The sequence below is a fragment of the Bartonella sp. AC70YNML genome (genome assembly GCF_042196545.1).
Lineage (GTDB): Bacteria > Pseudomonadota > Alphaproteobacteria > Rhizobiales > Rhizobiaceae > Bartonella.
Genome location: NZ_JBHIQK010000016.1, coordinates 1 through 17,509, shown reverse-complemented (window position 1 = coordinate 17,509; position 17,509 = coordinate 1). Strand labels below are relative to the sequence as shown.

At 37.0% G+C, this 17,509-nt stretch carries 9 protein-coding genes, 1 tRNA gene and 2 pseudogenes; 5 read left to right on the top strand and 7 right to left on the bottom strand.

What is annotated here, in order from left to right:
- A pseudogene (locus ACFIMU_RS08125) lies at positions 1-1,039 on the bottom strand (tyrosine-type recombinase/integrase); the annotation flags it as partial.
- Between the two features lie 294 nt (positions 1,040-1,333).
- A tRNA-Phe gene (locus ACFIMU_RS08120) sits at positions 1,334-1,409 on the bottom strand.
- A gap of 401 nt (positions 1,410-1,810) precedes the next feature.
- Here ACFIMU_RS08120 and ACFIMU_RS08115 point away from each other — a divergent pair.
- The 3 genes from ACFIMU_RS08115 to ACFIMU_RS08105 all read left to right on the top strand — a co-directional run bounded on the left by ACFIMU_RS08115 (position 1,811) and on the right by ACFIMU_RS08105 (position 6,305).
- A complete protein-coding gene (locus ACFIMU_RS08115; RefSeq protein ID WP_375686758.1) occupies positions 1,811-2,974 on the top strand; it encodes a phosphoserine transaminase in 1,164 nt (387 codons plus the stop codon).
- Between the two features lie 383 nt (positions 2,975-3,357).
- Positions 3,358-4,647, top strand: coding sequence for an adenylosuccinate synthase (locus tag ACFIMU_RS08110; protein ID WP_375614772.1), 1,290 nt, complete (start codon positions 3,358-3,360; stop codon positions 4,645-4,647).
- Between the two features lie 236 nt (positions 4,648-4,883).
- The gene (locus ACFIMU_RS08105; RefSeq protein ID WP_375696999.1) at positions 4,884-6,305 is read left to right on the top strand and encodes a hypothetical protein; all 1,422 of its coding nucleotides are present in this window, start codon (positions 4,884-4,886) and stop codon (positions 6,303-6,305) included.
- Between the two features lie 201 nt (positions 6,306-6,506).
- Here the strand turns inward: ACFIMU_RS08105 and rpoH are convergent, their stop codons facing one another.
- The 3 genes from rpoH to ACFIMU_RS08090 form a co-directional block, all read right to left on the bottom strand.
- The gene (gene rpoH, locus ACFIMU_RS08100) at positions 6,507-7,391 is read right to left on the bottom strand and encodes an RNA polymerase sigma factor RpoH (RefSeq protein ID WP_375696998.1); all 885 of its coding nucleotides are present in this window, start codon (positions 7,389-7,391) and stop codon (positions 6,507-6,509) included.
- 148 nt (positions 7,392-7,539) lie between these two features.
- Positions 7,540-8,544, bottom strand: coding sequence for an RluA family pseudouridine synthase (locus ACFIMU_RS08095; RefSeq protein WP_375696997.1), 1,005 nt, complete (start codon positions 8,542-8,544; stop codon positions 7,540-7,542).
- A gap of 32 nt (positions 8,545-8,576) precedes the next feature.
- A complete protein-coding gene (locus ACFIMU_RS08090) occupies positions 8,577-10,007 on the bottom strand; it encodes an aldehyde dehydrogenase family protein (RefSeq protein WP_375607449.1) in 1,431 nt (476 codons plus the stop codon).
- 470 nt (positions 10,008-10,477) lie between these two features.
- Here ACFIMU_RS08090 and ACFIMU_RS08085 point away from each other — a divergent pair, with 470 nt between their 5' ends.
- Positions 10,478-13,060, top strand: coding sequence for a DNA translocase FtsK (locus tag ACFIMU_RS08085; RefSeq protein WP_375608651.1), 2,583 nt, complete (start codon positions 10,478-10,480; stop codon positions 13,058-13,060).
- A 1,232-nt stretch (positions 13,061-14,292) separates the two neighbouring features.
- Positions 14,293-15,981, top strand: coding sequence for an ATP-binding protein (locus ACFIMU_RS08080; protein ID WP_375607447.1), 1,689 nt, complete (start codon positions 14,293-14,295; stop codon positions 15,979-15,981).
- An 18-nt stretch (positions 15,982-15,999) separates the two neighbouring features.
- On the opposite strand, the gene mscL is transcribed toward ACFIMU_RS08080, so the two are convergent.
- Together mscL and ACFIMU_RS08070 are read right to left on the bottom strand one after the other, a co-directional pair.
- A complete protein-coding gene (gene mscL / locus ACFIMU_RS08075; RefSeq protein WP_375607446.1) occupies positions 16,000-16,407 on the bottom strand; it encodes a large conductance mechanosensitive channel protein MscL in 408 nt (135 codons plus the stop codon).
- 717 nt (positions 16,408-17,124) lie between these two features.
- Positions 17,125-17,509 (bottom strand): annotated as a pseudogene (locus ACFIMU_RS08070) (integrase); the annotation flags it as partial.

Sequence of the window (17,509 nt, the reverse complement as noted above, 5' to 3'; positions counted from 1 at the left end):
CTCATAGGGGGCATCGGTTGTTTCAGCAAGCCAATTGCGTAAACTAGAGCGAAAACCATGCGGGCAGGCTTCAAGTCCAATACGTTTCATATATTGAGCCATACACCTATGCGCGAGGGGACCGCGACCTTTAGCAGAAAAAAGAAATCATTACGAGAAAGCAATCGTGCTTGTTTTAAAATGTCTAATGCTTCAGTTGATAAAGGCACGCGAAATTCTTTTGTTGTATCACGCTTGCCTTTCATATTTTCAGCAGGGATTGTCCAGATATCATCTTCAATCTGATCTTTATGAATATGACGTAAAGGATTGGTACGAACACCTGTCAGAATAAGCAAACGCAAAGCCAGTTGTGTTATGGTTGATGCTTCACAGAGTGTTTTATAAAAAGCCGGAACCTCTCTCCAATCCATGGCTGGTCTATTAGTGACCTTATGGCGTTGTTTTCCTAAGAGAGCTTTTGCTTTTTCTACAGCTTGTAAATCAACATCTACACCTAATGCAGCCGCATGTTTGAGACAAAGATTAAGACGCATCAGTGCTGTTCGAGCAGTTCCAGCTTTTGTATGCCAAATAGGGGCAAGGGTATCACGTATCTCTGTTTGTGTAATCTCTGAAACGGGTAAACAGCCTAATTTGTGAAGAATATGCAGTTTTAAAGGTGCAAACCAGATTCCGTCTTTGCCATCATTCTTTAGTTCAGCTTTACGACTTTCAAAAGTCTCTAAAGCAATGTCTTTTAAATAATGGAGATTGCTTATTGCTTCACGCTTTTGTTTATCGCGTTCTTTAATGGGGTTAGGCCCCTCATGCAAAACAGAGCGCCACCCAGTTGCCAATTCACGGGCTTGTTTTAAAGAAACATCTCGCAAGTCACCCAAGCCCATTTCACGGCGTTGACCATGAACGGTATAACGATAAAGCCATTGAGCACCTCCATCTTTACGTTTGTGAAGAAGCAAGCCCCGGCACCATCATTATATTTTCCAGCTTCCAATGTTGCGACAGATCTTGCATTAAGACGGTTCATAAGAGCCATTTTTACTCCTTTCTTATATAAATTTATCCACACATTCATCCCACTTGTTATGTGCAAATGAGTGGTTTTGATTGATTCAAGATAAACAGCTTTGAAATGAGAGAATCTTACATTATTCGAGGGTCTAATTCAATATGAATAACGCTAGATTATCATTATAAATCAAAGTGTTGTTTTTGTATGAAGCGTGCTTTATAGACAAATGTTAGAAAACCCTATTCCCTTAATTTTACTCAGGCACGACTAACTTAAAAGTCAGTAAAAACAATAGGCTACATATAACAAAGAAGAGTGTGGTGCCCAGACGCGGATTCGAACCACGGACACGCGGATTTTCAGTCCGCTGCTCTACCAACTGAGCTATCTGGGCATGCTTCATAAAAAATATAAAGCGTTTGCGGTTATAACATTAAAATTTTCTCTGTCCAGTCATCAAAAGAAAAATAATTGATTTTTTAATAAGTTTATCTCCCTATTCTAGAACGTTATCAATGAATTTTTATCATAAAATAAATTTGATAGGTATATTGGACACTTTAGTGTATTGTTATTAGAAGGCTGTCTTATTGTGGTGATGATACGAAAAAAAATTAAAAGAATCAATCGAGAAGCATGATTAAGAAAGATTTTTTTATAAAGTTTCTATGAATCTTAAGCATACGCAATAATAGACAATATTTTTGACTTTTTTCTAAAAAGATTATTGATTAGTCTTTATAATAATTTGTTTTTCTTTATAAAGAAAGAAAAACATCTAAAAGGGGAGAAATAATGATAATGTTACAAAAACCAAGTAATCGTCCCAATAATACTAATTTTTCTTCAGGTCCTTGTAGCAAACGGCCTGGTTGGACTCTTGATGTTCTTAAAAATGCATTAGTTGGGCGTTCGCATAGATCGAGAGAAGCAGAATTAAAACTTGCTGAAGTTGTTGATTTAACCCGTGAGATTCTTGAAGTTCCTTCTGATCATCGTATAGGAATTATGCCTGGTTCAGATACCGGTGCTGTTGAGGCCGCTTTATGGTCTTTATTAGGTGAGCGTGGCATTGATATGGCGGCGTGGGAAAGTTTTGGGTTTGGGTGGAATAAAGATGTTGTCGAGCAATTAAAGCTTTCTGATGTGCGTCGTTTTGAAGCTCCTTATGGTGAAATACCAGATTTAACACAACTTGACTTTGATCGGGATGTTGTTTTTACATGGAATGGGACAACTTCTGGTGTGCGTATTCCTAATGCAGATTTCATTCCGCATAAGCGGGCTGGATTGACCATTTGTGATGCAACATCGGCAGCTTTTGCGCAATATCTTGATTTTTCAAAATTAGATGTCGTGACGTTTTCATGGCAGAAAGTTTTGGGAGGTGAAGCAGCACATGGTATGGTGATTTTAAGCCCTCGTGCTGTTGAGAGGCTTGAGAATCATGTTCCAGCTTGGCCTATGCCCCAACTTTTCTATATGACAAAAAATGGAAAATTGAATGAAGATATTTTTAAAGGAAAGATCATCAATACACCTTCTATGCTTTGTGTTGAGGATTTCCTTGATGGGTTGAAGTGGGCAAAATCTCTAGGAGGTGCAGCGGCATTAAGAGCTCGGGTTGAGAAAAATTTTTCTGTACTTGATGCTTTTGTTCGCAAAACGCCATGGTTAGAATATTTGGCAAAAGATCCTGAAGTGCGTTCTAACACCGCTGTTTGTTTAGATATTGTGGATCCAGTGATTACTGCTTTGGATACGGAAAATCGAGTATCTTTTATAAAAGCGGTTGTGAAACGTCTTGATGAGGAAGGGGTTGCTTATGATATCGGTTCGTATCGCGATGCTCCTCCTGGGCTTCGAATTTGGGCGGGTATAACAATTGAGGCTTCCGATCTTGAAATTTTAACACAATGGCTTGAGTGGGCGTTCCAAGTTGAAAAAGCACAGCTTTAAATAATTACTGGTGATTTTCACAACGTGTTTTTAAACAAAAAAGGATACGAGAGATTATGATGATCTTTCGTATTCTTGTATCAGACAAACAGCCTCTAAATATTACATGAATTGTAAAAGATTAAGACGGGGAATGAATACTTTGTCAGGTGTTGGATACGAACAAATTAAAATCTCTAATGTTTTTACTTTTTGTAGCGAAAATGACAGATTTTAAATATTTGGGTATTTTCTTATCTTTATTATCATAAATTTGAAAATTTAATCACTTGAAGATTGAGAAAAATCTGAAATGAGGAGTCGCACTTGCTTTAAGGTTTCGTTATAAGGAAGCATTTGTTTTTGAATGCTGGTTTTTTTGACCAAACACGACGGAGAAAATTATGGCCAATGTAGTTGTTGTCGGTACACAATGGGGTGATGAAGGCAAAGGTAAAATTGTAGATTGGTTGTCTGAGCGAGCAGATATTGTGGTAAGATATCAGGGGGGGCATAATGCTGGCCACACATTGGTTATTGATGGAGTGAGTTATAAATTATCGCTTTTACCGTCTGGTTTAGTGCGTGGAAAGCTATCAATCATTGGAAATGGTGTTGTTGTTGATCCTCATCATTTTGTTGCAGAATTAAAAAAACTATGTGATCAGGGTGTACAAATTACACCAGAAATTTTACGGATTGCTGAAAATGCTCCTTTGATTCTTTCTTTGCATCGTGATCTTGATGCAATTCGAGAAAGCGGTTTATCTGGTTTAAAGATTGGTACAACAAAGCGCGGTATTGGACCGGCTTATGAAGATAAGGTGGGACGTCGTGCTATCCGAGTGATGGATTTAGCAGAAAAAGATACACTTATGGCTAAGATTGAGCGGCTTTTGAGGCATCATAATGCTTTGCGTCGTGGAATGGGTGTTGCGGAAATTGATTCTCAAGCACTTTATGATGAATTGATGCAAGTCGCGGATAAAATTTTACCCTTTATGGATTGTACGTGGCGTCTTTTAGATGAAGGGTATCGAGGAGGGAAACACATTCTTTTTGAAGGTGCGCAAGGTGCTTTACTCGATAATGATTTTGGAACTTATCCTTATGTAACGTCATCGAATACAGTTGCTGGGCAGGCATGTACAGGTTCAGGGATGGGACCTGGTGCAATTCATTATGTTTTGGGTATTGCAAAAGCTTACACCACACGCGTTGGAGAAGGGCCGTTTCCGACAGAGCAAATAAATGATATTGGTGAATTTCTGGGAGTGCGTGGACATGAATTTGGTGTTGTAACGGGTCGAAAGCGTCGATGTGGTTGGTTTGATGCTGTATTAGTACGTCAGATGGTAACAATTTGCGGTGTGCAAGGGATAGCATTGACAAAACTTGATGTTTTGGATGGTTTAGATGAAATAAAAATTTGTATTGGTTATGAGCTTGATGGTAGAAGAATTGATTATTTACCTTCTTCCATGGGAGCTCAAGCTCGGGTGAAGCCTGTTTATGAAACATTAGAAGGTTGGAAGGAAAAAACAGCACATGCGCTGACGTGGGAAGATTTACCTGCGCAGGCTGTTAAATACATACGCTATATTGAAGAACGGATTAATACAAAAGTAGCTTTATTATCCACGAGTCCAGAGCGTGAAGATACTATTCTGATTACAGATCCCTTTGCAAATTGATGGTTGTTTTTAGATTTCTATATATGTTCTCTGTTCGTTTTTGTATCTTTTTACAAAAAAGTTTTTAAGAGCACGTAAGAGAAAGGTGCAAAATAGCATTGTTTATTTTTCATATTCATTTTACATTATTGCGATAGTTGTACCAATATTAAATGGCAACCAATTTAGAAGGCTAAAATAAAGTTTTTTGGCTTTACTATTGATTTTTTCTCAGTTTAAGAGAGATTATAGAGGAAATGGTAGATTTCGTTGGAATCTTAAAAAAGACAATTAATGCACAAAATAATATTACACCACAAGTGCGTAAGCGGATTTATAAGCGGGCTATCGAAACACTAGAACATCAATTTGTAATAGCAAAAATCCCACAAGCAATAGCGGATGAACAAAGAAAGATTCTTCGAAGTTCTATCGCAACCGTTGAAGAAGAATATTTAGTAGTTGAAAAGAAATTGCTTTCTTCAGTCATTGGGTGGAATCCCACAAATATAAATGAAGATAAGAAAGTTACAAAAAAAGTTATATTACCAAAGAATAATGAATTTTCAATGGTAAACATAAAAAGAAAGCAGGATTTTGTTGCACGTTCAAAAGATAATAAAGTATTTGATAAGCCTTATGTATCAGATGTACCAGATGCAGAGCCTGTTAATATGGGGGCTTATTTCTCTTCTCAGCATGTTAATAGCTGTACGTTAAAGGGTTCTCCCTCGCAGGAAGATAATCCGCATATTGTTTCGCATATTTTTTCCCAGGCTTTACGTCGCGCTAATAAATCACTGGTGCAAAGGCGTATTGTGATAAGTGTTGTTTCTGTTGTTAGTATTGTTGTTTTAACGGTTGGTATTTTTTTTGTTGGTGAGCGTGTATTTATATCAAATGATCATCAGTTGTTGGGAGAAAATCTTCAAGCTTCTCACAGAGTTCCAAAGGCACTTTCGGTTAAGAGAAAGTTAACACAACGCTTATTAGAGGATGGGAGTGAAATTGATGTCGGTTTAAAACAAGCGACAGATTCTTCGGATGAAGAAGGAATCTCAACAGTTGTTTCTAGCAATTTGCAGTCGCTTGAAAAATCGGGTGAAGCTGTTTTTTATCAAGCACGTACAAATTATGATGCAGAAAAGATGGCAACCGGAAGTGTTCGCTGGACGCTTATAAAGGAGTCTTATGTGAAGGGGGCTCCAGAAGAAACAACTATACAAGGTGATATAACAATTCCTGATGAAGGGATATCATTACGGTTAATTTTACGTCGTAATACCGATCAGTCATTTCCTGCTGCGTATATTATGGACCTTATTTTTATTCTTTCGGATAAATTTTCAGGTAAAGCTATAAGCAATGTTCAAGCATTAACCTTTAAAGCAAGTGAACAATCCATTGGACTGGCTTTAACAAGAACTATTGCTGCAAAGATTAACGATGACTTTTTTCTTGTCGCATTGAGTGGAAATCATCCATTTCTTGATCGAAATTTACAATTGATGCGAGAATTAGATTGGATGCGTTTGGTGTTAACGGATAAAAACGGGCGTATAAGTGAATTAACCTTTGCAAAAGGACCAACAGGTAAGTCTATTTTTAATGAAGTTATTGGACAATGGCTTGCACAACAAGATAAGTTAACAGTTCTTGGTCAAAAAAATAAAACATAGATGCAAAAAAATAAACGGCTGTGAAGAATTTTCTACGACCGTCTTTATCAATTATATACCACATACATTCACTAAATCTTTACATATCAATAACTTAAAGAATTCGATAGACCAATTTACCCGTATAAAGCCAATATATGCCTTTTTTCATTTTTACTTTAAGAATGTGCAAACCATTGGCTTTATACTTAACTCTAGGTTTTACACTTGACTTTGAGATAAAGTAGAATCTTTGATAAAGTTTTGCACTTTTTCAAATGCACGCATTTCAATTTGTCTTACTCGTTCTCGACTAATATTAAATTCACCAGAGAGTTCTTCTAAGGTTAGTGGGATATCGTTTAAACGACGCGCTTTGAATATACGTTTTTCGCGTTCATTGAGATTGTCCATGGCATTTATGAGCATGGAACGGCGATTTTCTAATTCACTTTTTTCAATTAAAATTTGTTCTTGATCGTTAGATTCATCCACCAACCAATCTTGCAACTCGCTGTTTTCCCCTTCCTTTGTTCGAATCGGTGCATTGAGTGACGTGTCACCACCAAGCCTGCGATTCATTGAAACAACTTCATCTTCTGTAACATTCAACTGGGTTGCAATTTCTTTTACTTGTTCTGCGTTGAGATCACCGCTATCAAGGGCTTGAAGTTTACTTTTTATCTTACGAAGGTTGAAAAACAAGCGCTTTTGATTGGCTGTTGTCCCCATTTTCACCAAACTCCAAGATCGCAATACATACTCTTGGATTGATGCTTTAATCCACCATATTGCATAGGTTGCAAGACGAAAACCCCGTTCTGGTTCGAAACGTTTAACAGCTTGCATGAGTCCAACATTACCTTCTGAAATGACTTCCCCAATGGGGAGTCCATAGCCCCGATATCCCATCGCTATTTTAGCTACGAGACGCAAATGACTGGTTACCAGCCTATGCGCAGCTTTTAAGTCATTATGCTCACGGTAACGCTGAGCTAACATATATTCTTCTTTTGGTTCAAGCATTGGAAAACGACGGACTTCCTCTAAGTAACGATTTAAACCGCCATCACCTGTTATTACTGATAACAAATTCATATGGGCCATATAGCACCCTCCTTTTGTCTGAATTCCCTGATAAGGCAAATTCTCTGTTTCAGATAGCGAACTACCCTTGTAACCTCACTTTAGCATATTTTTGAATTTTGTTCAAAAAAAGATATTTTATTGTCAAATCTTGAGAAGGAGAAAAGTTTCAATTCATTTTTTTAAAATGCTTAATAAGTTTAGCCATATCTTGAGGCAGCGGTGTGGAAAACGACATAACTTTACCGGTAGAAGGATGTTCAAAAGTAAGACTTGCAGCATGGAGTGCATGTCGGTTGAATTGATCTATTGCATTTTTAATAATGGGATTAAGGGTATTTGACTTTGTTTTAAAAGCATTTCCATAAACCGTATCACCTACGAGAGGATGTCCGATATGAGCCATATGAACACGGATTTGATGGGTACGTCCGGTTTCCAAACGACATTCCAGAAGGCTAGCAAAAGACGTTGAGTCTGGATGAGTACCGTATTTTTCAAGCAGAGAAACATGTGTAACAGCATGACGAGCATAAGGATTTTGGCTATGAATAACAGCTTGCTTTGTTCGGTTATGGGGCGAACGACCAAGTGATGCATCAATTGTCCAGACATTACGGTGAGGTGCCCCCCAAATCAAGGCATGATAACGTCGATCTAATGCGCAGGTACGTCCATGATCAGAAAATTGAGCGCTAAGATTTTTATGGGCCAGATCATTTTTTGCAACAACCATAACACCGCTTGTATTTTTATCGAGACGATGGACAATGCCAGGGCGTTTAACACCACCTATACCAGATAAACTATTACCACAGTGGTAAATAAGAGCATTAACCAACGTACCAGTCCAATTGCCATTCCCAGGATGAACAACAAGACCAGCTGGTTTATTAATAACGATGATATGATCATCTTCAAAAAGGATGTCCAATGCGATAGCTTCAGCGCTAGGTTCTGCATCACGAAGATCAGGCATTGCCAATTCAATTATTTGGTTAATTTTTAATTTTGTTTTTGGTTCCTTTATGAGATGACCATCAATCTTAAGACAGCCTTCATGGATGAGGGCTTGCAAACGTGAACGTGAGAGCACATTATGGTATTGTTTTGCGAGCCACTGGTCAAGACGTTGCCCAAGAGCACCTTCATCCGTTATTTTCTGTATTACCATACGATTCCTATTAAGTTTTTAATAAGATTCTCTTACCAGTATGAAATTGCTTTACTATCAAGAAATTCTTTAATTCCCCAATGTCCCCCTTCACGGGCGCGCCCAGAAAATTTTACACCTCCAAAGTAGCTTCCACTGGGTAACCCATGTCCATTAACTTCTACCATACCAGAGCGTACTTGTGCTGCAATACGACGACATTTGTTGCGATCTTGTGATTGAATATAATTTGTAAGACCATACTCAGTGTTATTGGCTAAAGCGACGGCTTCTTCTTCTGTACTAAAAGCAAGAATCGAGAGAACTGGACCAAAGATTTCTTCTTTAAAAATACGCATATGAGGTTTTACATCAGCAAAGACTGTTGGACGAACATAATAACCGCGTTCCATTCCTTTTGGTAAACCAGTCCCTCCTGCAACAAGAGTTGCACCTTCATCAATTCCCGATTGGATAAGTTCTTGAATTTTATCGTATTGTTTTTTTGAAACGACAGGCCCAATATGATTTCCTTCTTGGTAGTTTGGTCCTACTTTTGTTGTTTCTGCAATATCTTTAGCTATTTTTACGGCTTTGTCATAGATGCTCTGTTCCACAAGCATACGAGTCGGTGCATTACAACTTTGTCCACTATTATAAAAGCAATGTCGTGCACCACGTTGAATAGCATCTGAGTCGGCATCAGCAAAGATAATATTCGCTCCTTTTCCTCCAAGTTCCAGACAGACTCTTTTTAAAGTTGCGCTGGCATTTTTCGAAATATCTTTTCCTGCTCTGGTTGAACCAGTAAAGCTGATCATTTCTAAATCTGGATGTGCAGAGAGGTAAGAGCCGACAGTCGCACCATCACCATTGATTAAATTAAAAACACCGGCTGGAAGTGCTGCTTCATCTAAAATTTCAGCAAAAAGCATAGCAGAAAGAGGCGCAATTTCAGAGGGTTTTAACACCATGGTACAGCCAGCCAAGAGAGCAGGAATAACTTTAAGCGTTACTTGATTCATGGGCCAATTCCATGGCGTAATTAATCCTACGACGCCGATAGGATCGTAGTGAAGGATGGCTTGCTCATTTCCCTTTATTAAAGTTTCTTGGAACGAAAACTCTTTATAAGCTTTGATAAAATTGCGAATATGAGAACTTCCGGTTGCAGTTTGCGCATTAAGCGCCATATCAATTGGTGCTCCCATTTCCATTGAAATGGTTTTTGCCATGTCTTTGGAACGTTTTTCATAGATTTCTAGAATTTTTTCAACGAATCCGAGACGCTCGCTTGGTGACGTTGTTTTCCATTTTTGAAACGCTTCTTTAGCCGCGTTAATTGCCTTATCGGCATCTTTTGTACTTCCAAGGCTAATGACAGCACAAGCCTCTTCTGTTGATGGATTAATGACGTCAAAGTCGTGAGGAGTGCTTGGATCATCCCATAGACCATTGATATAAAATTTCCGTTTGTTAAACATAATTGGCTCCCTTTTTTCTATTTGTGTTTATGTCATTATGATTATCTTAGTCTAAGCCTTTTTAAACGAGGATAACAAGGGTAATCTTATAAAAACGCGAGAAACTAGATTATATTATGGTAATTGAGCATGAAGAATTTAATAGAGCAATGCTTATATAACTATTTGTATTATCGAGACTAATTTCTTTTATGAAAAGGGAGAGAAAGAGAGGTATAGACAATTTCCTTGAAGCTTTTTTATCATGAAGTTTTTTTTCAAAACGAATGGAATACGCGCTATACGACACCATAAACTGGGTAATTTACGTCGTAAATAGGAAGAAAAAACATTATGAATATGCATTATGGCATTATTTTTTTTATTGAAAAGTAGCTATCAGCAAAAGGTTATTAACCTTCATACGATAGTCTCTATGAATTCTTTTTGAAAAGATTATTTTTCTCATTGCTATAAATTTGTTGGGTGCCATGCATAATTCGAAAACAAAATCTATTTCTACATCTTCTTTTTCTGATGATGGTACAAAAGGTGCATCAAGAGAAGATTTATCTATTAAGATTACTGAGATATTTCCTTATCCGGAAGTGTGGAAAAAGGCATTTACCCTCGGAAAAAATGTCCGTTTTACGCGTACCCCAGAAGTTGAGATTTTGCGTCGTCGTATAGAAACAGATCCAATTTTTGCAAAACAGTTTAAAATTTTTACGAAACAAGATCAAAAACAAATTACAGATATTGTACGCTGTAACAAGAAAACGAAAAATGTTCTATCGACAAAAAAAGTCATTAATCCTCAATCAATAGAGAATAAAACGTCGGTTTGTCATTCAACAGTTTTACAGCAGTTGTCACAACAAACTATTGGTATGTCATCAGCAAATATTCCGCTTAAGGAGGATAAACAAGAACATAAATTACCAGAAAAAAATGTGCTACAAAAAATGAATCCTGCTTTGCACCTTTCCAATGATGCATTTTTTGAGTGTGAATCTTTGATATTTGAATATGTGGATACTCAAACTTCAAAAGAGGATGCATCGATTGACACAAAAAATGAAATTACACCTCATATTCCTTCTGCCTTTGATGAGTCAATAACTGCTCTTTACCGTGTTCTTGAATACCGCTTTCCACAACTTTATGATTCAATTACATCAGAATCTCCAGCAGAAAGGATGCGAGGTGTTGAGCAAATTTCTGATTTAATGCATACAAATAATGATACGGCTAAAAAGTATCATTCTAAGCTTTCTGTTGAAGATTGTGCTCATACGTCAAGTGATGCAGAGGCGTTAAACAATACTGAGGCGTTAAGCGGTGCTGGGGCTCGTATAGAGACTGAAAATAGCAATAATACTATCGCTAATAATACCGTTGATTGTGTAACAAAAGATGTCACAAAGAATTCAAAAGATTTGTCTGTGATGCAAGCAAACGTTAAAACTAAAATATTCCAATCTAGCCGCGCGCCATTAGGCAATTATGATTCTGCTTTTGTGCAAAATATGCACTCTGTTGACTGTGATGTTTATGAGTTTCCTCCGGTCAGTTTATTACAGAAACCTGTTTTTCATGAAGGTACGATGATTCCTCAGGAAACATTAGAACGTGGTGCTGGACTTTTGGAAAGTGTTTTGGAAGATTTTGGTATTAAGGGTGAAGTTATCCATGTACATCCAGGGCCAGTGGTTACAATGTATGAATTTGAGCCTGCTGCGGGTGTAAAGTCATCGCGCGTTATTAATCTTTCTGATGATATTGCGCGTTCTATGTCTGCTATTTCTACACGCGTTGCTGTCATTCCTGGACGTAATGTTATCGGGATTGAGTTACCCAATGCGGTTCGTGAAACCGTTTATTTACGTGAATTAATCCAAACACGTTCTTTTCGTGAAAGTGAATTTAAACTTGCTCTTGCTTTGGGGAAAGGGATTAATGGTGAACCGGTCATTGCAGAATTAGCAAAAATGCCTCATTTATTGGTTGCGGGAACAACAGGATCAGGAAAGTCTGTTGCAATTAATACAATGATTTTGTCGATTCTTTATCGTATGACACCAAAGCAGTGTCGTTTGATCATGGTTGATCCTAAAATGTTAGAGCTCTCTGTTTATGATGGCATACCACATCTTTTAACACCTGTTGTAACAGATCCTAAAAAAGCAGTAACAGCTTTAAAATGGGCGGTTCGTGAAATGGAAGAACGTTATCGCAAAATGGCTAAGTTAGGTGTGCGTAATATTGATGGTTTTAATGCACGCGTTGCACTTGCAGCTCAAAAAGGCGAAACGATCATGTGTACTGTACAATCGGGCTTTGATAAGGAAACAGGGGAAATGCTTTATCATGAAGAAGCCATGGATCTCACGCAGCTTCCTTATATTGTTGTGATTGTTGATGAGATGGCTGATCTTATGATGGTGGCAGGGAAAGAAATAGAGAATGCCATTCAGCGCTTAGCGCAAATGGCGCGTGCGGCAGGTATTCATCTTATTATGGCAACGCAGCGTCCTTCTGTTGATGTTATCACAGGGACAATTAAAGCGAACTTTCCTACCCGCATTTCTTTTCAAGTAACCTCAAAAATTGATAGTCGTACGATCTTGGGTGAACAAGGTGCTGAAACGCTTTTAGGTCAGGGGGATATGCTTCATATGGTAGGTGGTGGGCGCATCGTGCGCGTTCATAGCCCTTTTGTCTCTGATGAAGAAGTTGAATCCATCGTTGCACATCTTAAAATGCAAGGAAAACCTGATTATTTAGCAACGGTAACGGATAATGAAGACGATAACAAAGAGGATGCTTCTGCTGATTCAACGGTTGGAGTTTCTGAGGACGAAAATTTTGATGAAGAGGGTGAGGGACTTTATAATCAAGCTGTAAAGATTGTTATGCGTGATAGAAAATGTTCAACATCTTATATTCAGCGTCGACTTTCAATCGGCTATAATAAAGCAGCTTCTCTTGTCGAACAGATGGAAGAAAAAGGCATTGTTGGAGCCGCTAATCATGTTGGAAAACGTGAAATTCTACTCAATGAAGGGAAATAAACAAGCACATTTTAAAATGGGAAATTTTTAAAATGTCTGACAGTCATTATTAAAATGTGCTTGTTTTATTTTTTCAGAGAAAATGGGCTACACGTATTTATCTTTTATAATTATTAAAAAATTGAGTAGAGAGTTATAAAGCAAAAGTGATTTTTTGTATTAAAACTGCTGATGAAGTAAACAGGCTGATATCAAAGGAGATTGTAAGATATTTTTAGTTTTCTCGATGATCTGGAATGTAAAGAAATTAAACAAATCTTTATATGAAGACCGGTGATGTTTGTTTTCTATTCTATTTACAGAGAGATTCTTGAGTCAAGTAGTGTGGTGATATATTTTTTGTTTTTTTCTGTCGCGATTTTAATGAAAAAAAGGTCTTTGGGCGATTATGGAGAATATCATAAGAAGAGTATCCAATATACAAGGTCTGTTGCGTTGGGTGCTTTAAAGCGCTACGCTGAATTTATTATCATTTGATACTGTCAGTGCAAGAAAGATATTCTTACGAGACTTTATTTGAAAAAGAAATTTTTAATTTCGGATTTTTATCATGCAATATACTGATTTATAATGGTAGTTTATCATTATTTGTGTGAATAAAAGTCTCCAATATCGTAAGATTTTTTCATTTCAAATCTATTCCATGTTGAATAGTCAAAACCATTTTTTTGTATATCATAAGTTAAGTTAGCGTATGGGTAAAAAACATTTAAAAAAGGAATTTAAATGCCTCTGATGAGGGCATTCAAATGCCAAAAACTATTGGCAACATGAGGAGCTGGAAAGTATAATGATGGTGCTAGCTGATTTTTGCGTAAGTATAAAATGGTAATACACAATGCTTTGATATCTTCTATGGTGATCTTTATAGCGCACCATTTACGGGGGACGTCGTAAATAAGTTTGGGGATCGTGGATATATCTCTTTAAAACAGGCGCATGAATGCGCAAAATTAAGTGTATTCTTTTTTTGGTGACTATTTTATGTGAGGATCATGTTCCTATTAAGGTGACAAATCTTATTACCTTAATAGGTGAATAAGTAACAGTGTTAGGGAATTCTTTTTATTTTTGTTTTGTTGGTGAAGCAGTCAAAATTTTGCTACAGACAATTGATACAAGATGTCAGAGTATTGTAACCAGAGAAGGTACTTGTAAAAGATTAGCATTATTCGTTTGAGAGTAAATCCAATACTTTTTTAGTTTTAGTTATGCCATTAAAAGAAGATGAGTTGAAGTTAAATACAAATGAATTAAAATGTAAGCAAGAAGCTTTTCGTTTTACACCAGAGCTTTTACCGCGACCTTTTACGTGGAAAATTGATAGCAATGGTTTGTTTTGTGAAGTCTCAAAAGAGCTAGCTGAAGTTGTTGGGCCTCTCTCTTCCTCTATTTTAGGATGTAGTTTTCATGATCTTGCTTATCAATTTAATGATGAGCGGTATCGGATTCTTAGCCGTTTTATTGAAGCGGCTGTACCTTGGAATGAAGAGATTGTTCAATGGCCTGTTGATGGCTGTTCACAATGGCTTGATGTTGAGTTATCTGCTTTACCAATTTTTGATGTTAAAAAGAAGCTTAAGGGATTTTGCGGCTTTGGTGTTTTAAAAGTACGAGAAAAAGTCCAAGAAAAAAGAGATGAAAAGCTGAAGACGGAAATGCCGTGTCTCTCTGAGATAGAACGATCAGCTTTTCGTGAGATTGCCGAGCAATTGCGTGATGAATTGAATTCATCAGAAAAAGAAGAAGAGAATTTTTTTGAAGAGACAGCTATTCAGTTACCATATGCACAGACATTGTCGGTAAATGCTATAGAACAGGCTCTCATAAAAGAGCCAGCTGCAGTTTTATCATTGTTGGATACAGCAACTGATGGTGTTTTATGGTTGGATAAACAGGGCTTTATTCAATCAGCGAGTAGGGCAGCCTTAGCATTAATGAGTTATGAAATAAATGAACTACGAGGACAGCCATTCTCTTCATTATTTACTTTGCAAAGCCAACCTTTGGTTGAAAAATATTTTAAATCAATCCGTATAGAGGGGAAAAATCAGGTTTTAAATCGCAGTGAAAGCGCTGATTTAATGACGAAAAATCATAAAAATATAACCGTTTTGATAACGATTGTATTTTTGGCAAAGCAAGGCAATTATGCTGTTATGTTGCGTGATATAACACAAACAGTTCCATCAGGAGAAAAAAAAGCAGAAGAGGATAAAATCGTTGGAGTTGTTCATGAAATACGAACACCTTTGAATGCTCTTATTGGTTTTGCAGAAATTATGAGAGAAGGCCGTTTTGGTTCGATAGAAAATGAGCGCTATCATGGATATTTACGCGATATTATTTCCTCTGGAAAACATATATTATCGCTGATTAATCAATTACTAGAGTGCTCGAAGATAAATTATTCTGATTCCGATAACCAGATTGATACTTCCCTTATTTCTGAAACATTTGATGTGATATCTTGTTTACGTGCGACGATCGCTTTTCTTGAAACTCAAGCTAATCAGAACGGCATTATCATGCGTATTGTTGCTCCACCTCACGTTCCATTTATTCCTGTATCACGACAAGTGTTTCGCCAGATTATATGGAATCTTCTCTCTAATGCCATTCGTTTTACGCCATTGGGTGGGCAGATTATTGTTCACGTTTCTTATAGAAAAGAACGTGTAAAAATTTCAGTGAGCGATAATGGTATAGGGATGAGCGAAGAAGAGATTATACAGGCACTGCAACCTTATGGCCAAGTAGAGCGCAAAGATGGCCGATCTGGTGATAGCGCTTTTATGGGAACAGGTTTAGGCCTCCCAATGTGTAAAGCAATGGTGGAAGAAAGAGGAGGACAATTTTTACTGTTCTCAAAACCAAACCATGGAACAACTGTGGAAATGTTTTTTCCTCGTGTTCCATGAGGTTAATCATGCATAAAATTATTTTTTCTTAGCCAAAAGATCTCTAATTTCTATTAAAAGTTGTTCTTCTGAAGACGTTTTTTTGGGGCTTTCTTCTTCTTTTCTACGAATTTTATTCATAGCCTTAACGAATAAAAAAAGAACCCAAGCAATAATGAGAAAATTGATAAGTAAAGTAATAAAGTGTCCATAGCTAATGGTTGCTCCAGCTGCTTTGGCGGCACTCAATGTTGCTTGTTTTTCGCCAGCAAGTTGAATAAACATATTAGAAAAATCAATCCCACCTGTAATCAGTCCAATGATTGGCATAAAAATATCATTGACAATTGAGTTGACCAAGCTACCAAAAGCACCCCCTATAATCACACCGATAGCAAGATCAATCATATTACCTTTTAGGGCAAATTCTTTGAATTCTTTAAGCATTGTGTTTTCCCCTTTATGTAAGCGATATACGGTAATTTACTTACCGCTTTTGATGAAAAAGGAAAGGGCAGATTTTATTTTTAGGGTTATATTACGATATTAATATCATTTTCAAAGAACTTTATAAGGTTTAATAAAGAGCTTTAGGATTCTATTTGAATGTACATAGAACATTTCCTAGAAAAAAGCTTTTTTGATAAAAATTATATCTGCTTTTTTCAACAGAAAGTAGAAAACTGTAGCTTAATTTATATAATTGTCTCAAGATTTTTATGTTAACATTAAAAAGAGAGATTTTTACACAATACCACAAAATGGGCTGTGTTGAAAGCTGAGCTATCAGAAAGTTTCTCAAATGAAGTACATATATTGGCATAAAAAGAGAGTTAAGAATAAAAAATCTATTTCAACCCTGGTGGGAGAAATGGATAGAGAAGGTGAGAGTAAGATTTATAACTTAATTTCTCTTAATTTAGCAAGCGATAATAGCGATTAGGGGCATGTTAGAGCTTATCTAAAAGCTATTTGTATTGTGTTACATGAACTGAAAATGGCGATCACCGATGGAAGGTAGCACATTTCATTAACTGGAAGATTGTATTAGTTTATAGACAGGAGAACTATAGGGTTAGCAAGATCATTTTGATTTGGAAGTTGTTGGTATGATAGGATGTGGGTTCAATGATCAACTGTCATCATTTCGACCATGTGTTCGACAATTACTTTTAGTGCTTCTGATGATAAAGGTACGCGAAATTTTGTTGTAGCATCGCGCTTTTCTTTCATATTTTCAGCAGGGATAGTCCATATATCATTATAAATTTGGTCTTTATGAATATGACGTAAAGAGCTAGAGAGAGCGCCTGTAAGGATAAGCAAATGCAAAGCCAGATATTTTATGTTTTGTGTTTTACAAAGCGTTTGATAAAAGGCAGTGCATCTTTCCAATCCATTGCTGGTCTATTTTGCGTTTTATGACGTTGTTTTCCTAAGAGCGCGCGTGCTTTTGTTGTTGCTTGTAAATTAACATCCAAACCCAAAGCCGCAGCATGTTTGAGACAAATATTAAGACGGTTTAGTGCTTTCTCTGCTGTTGTAGCTT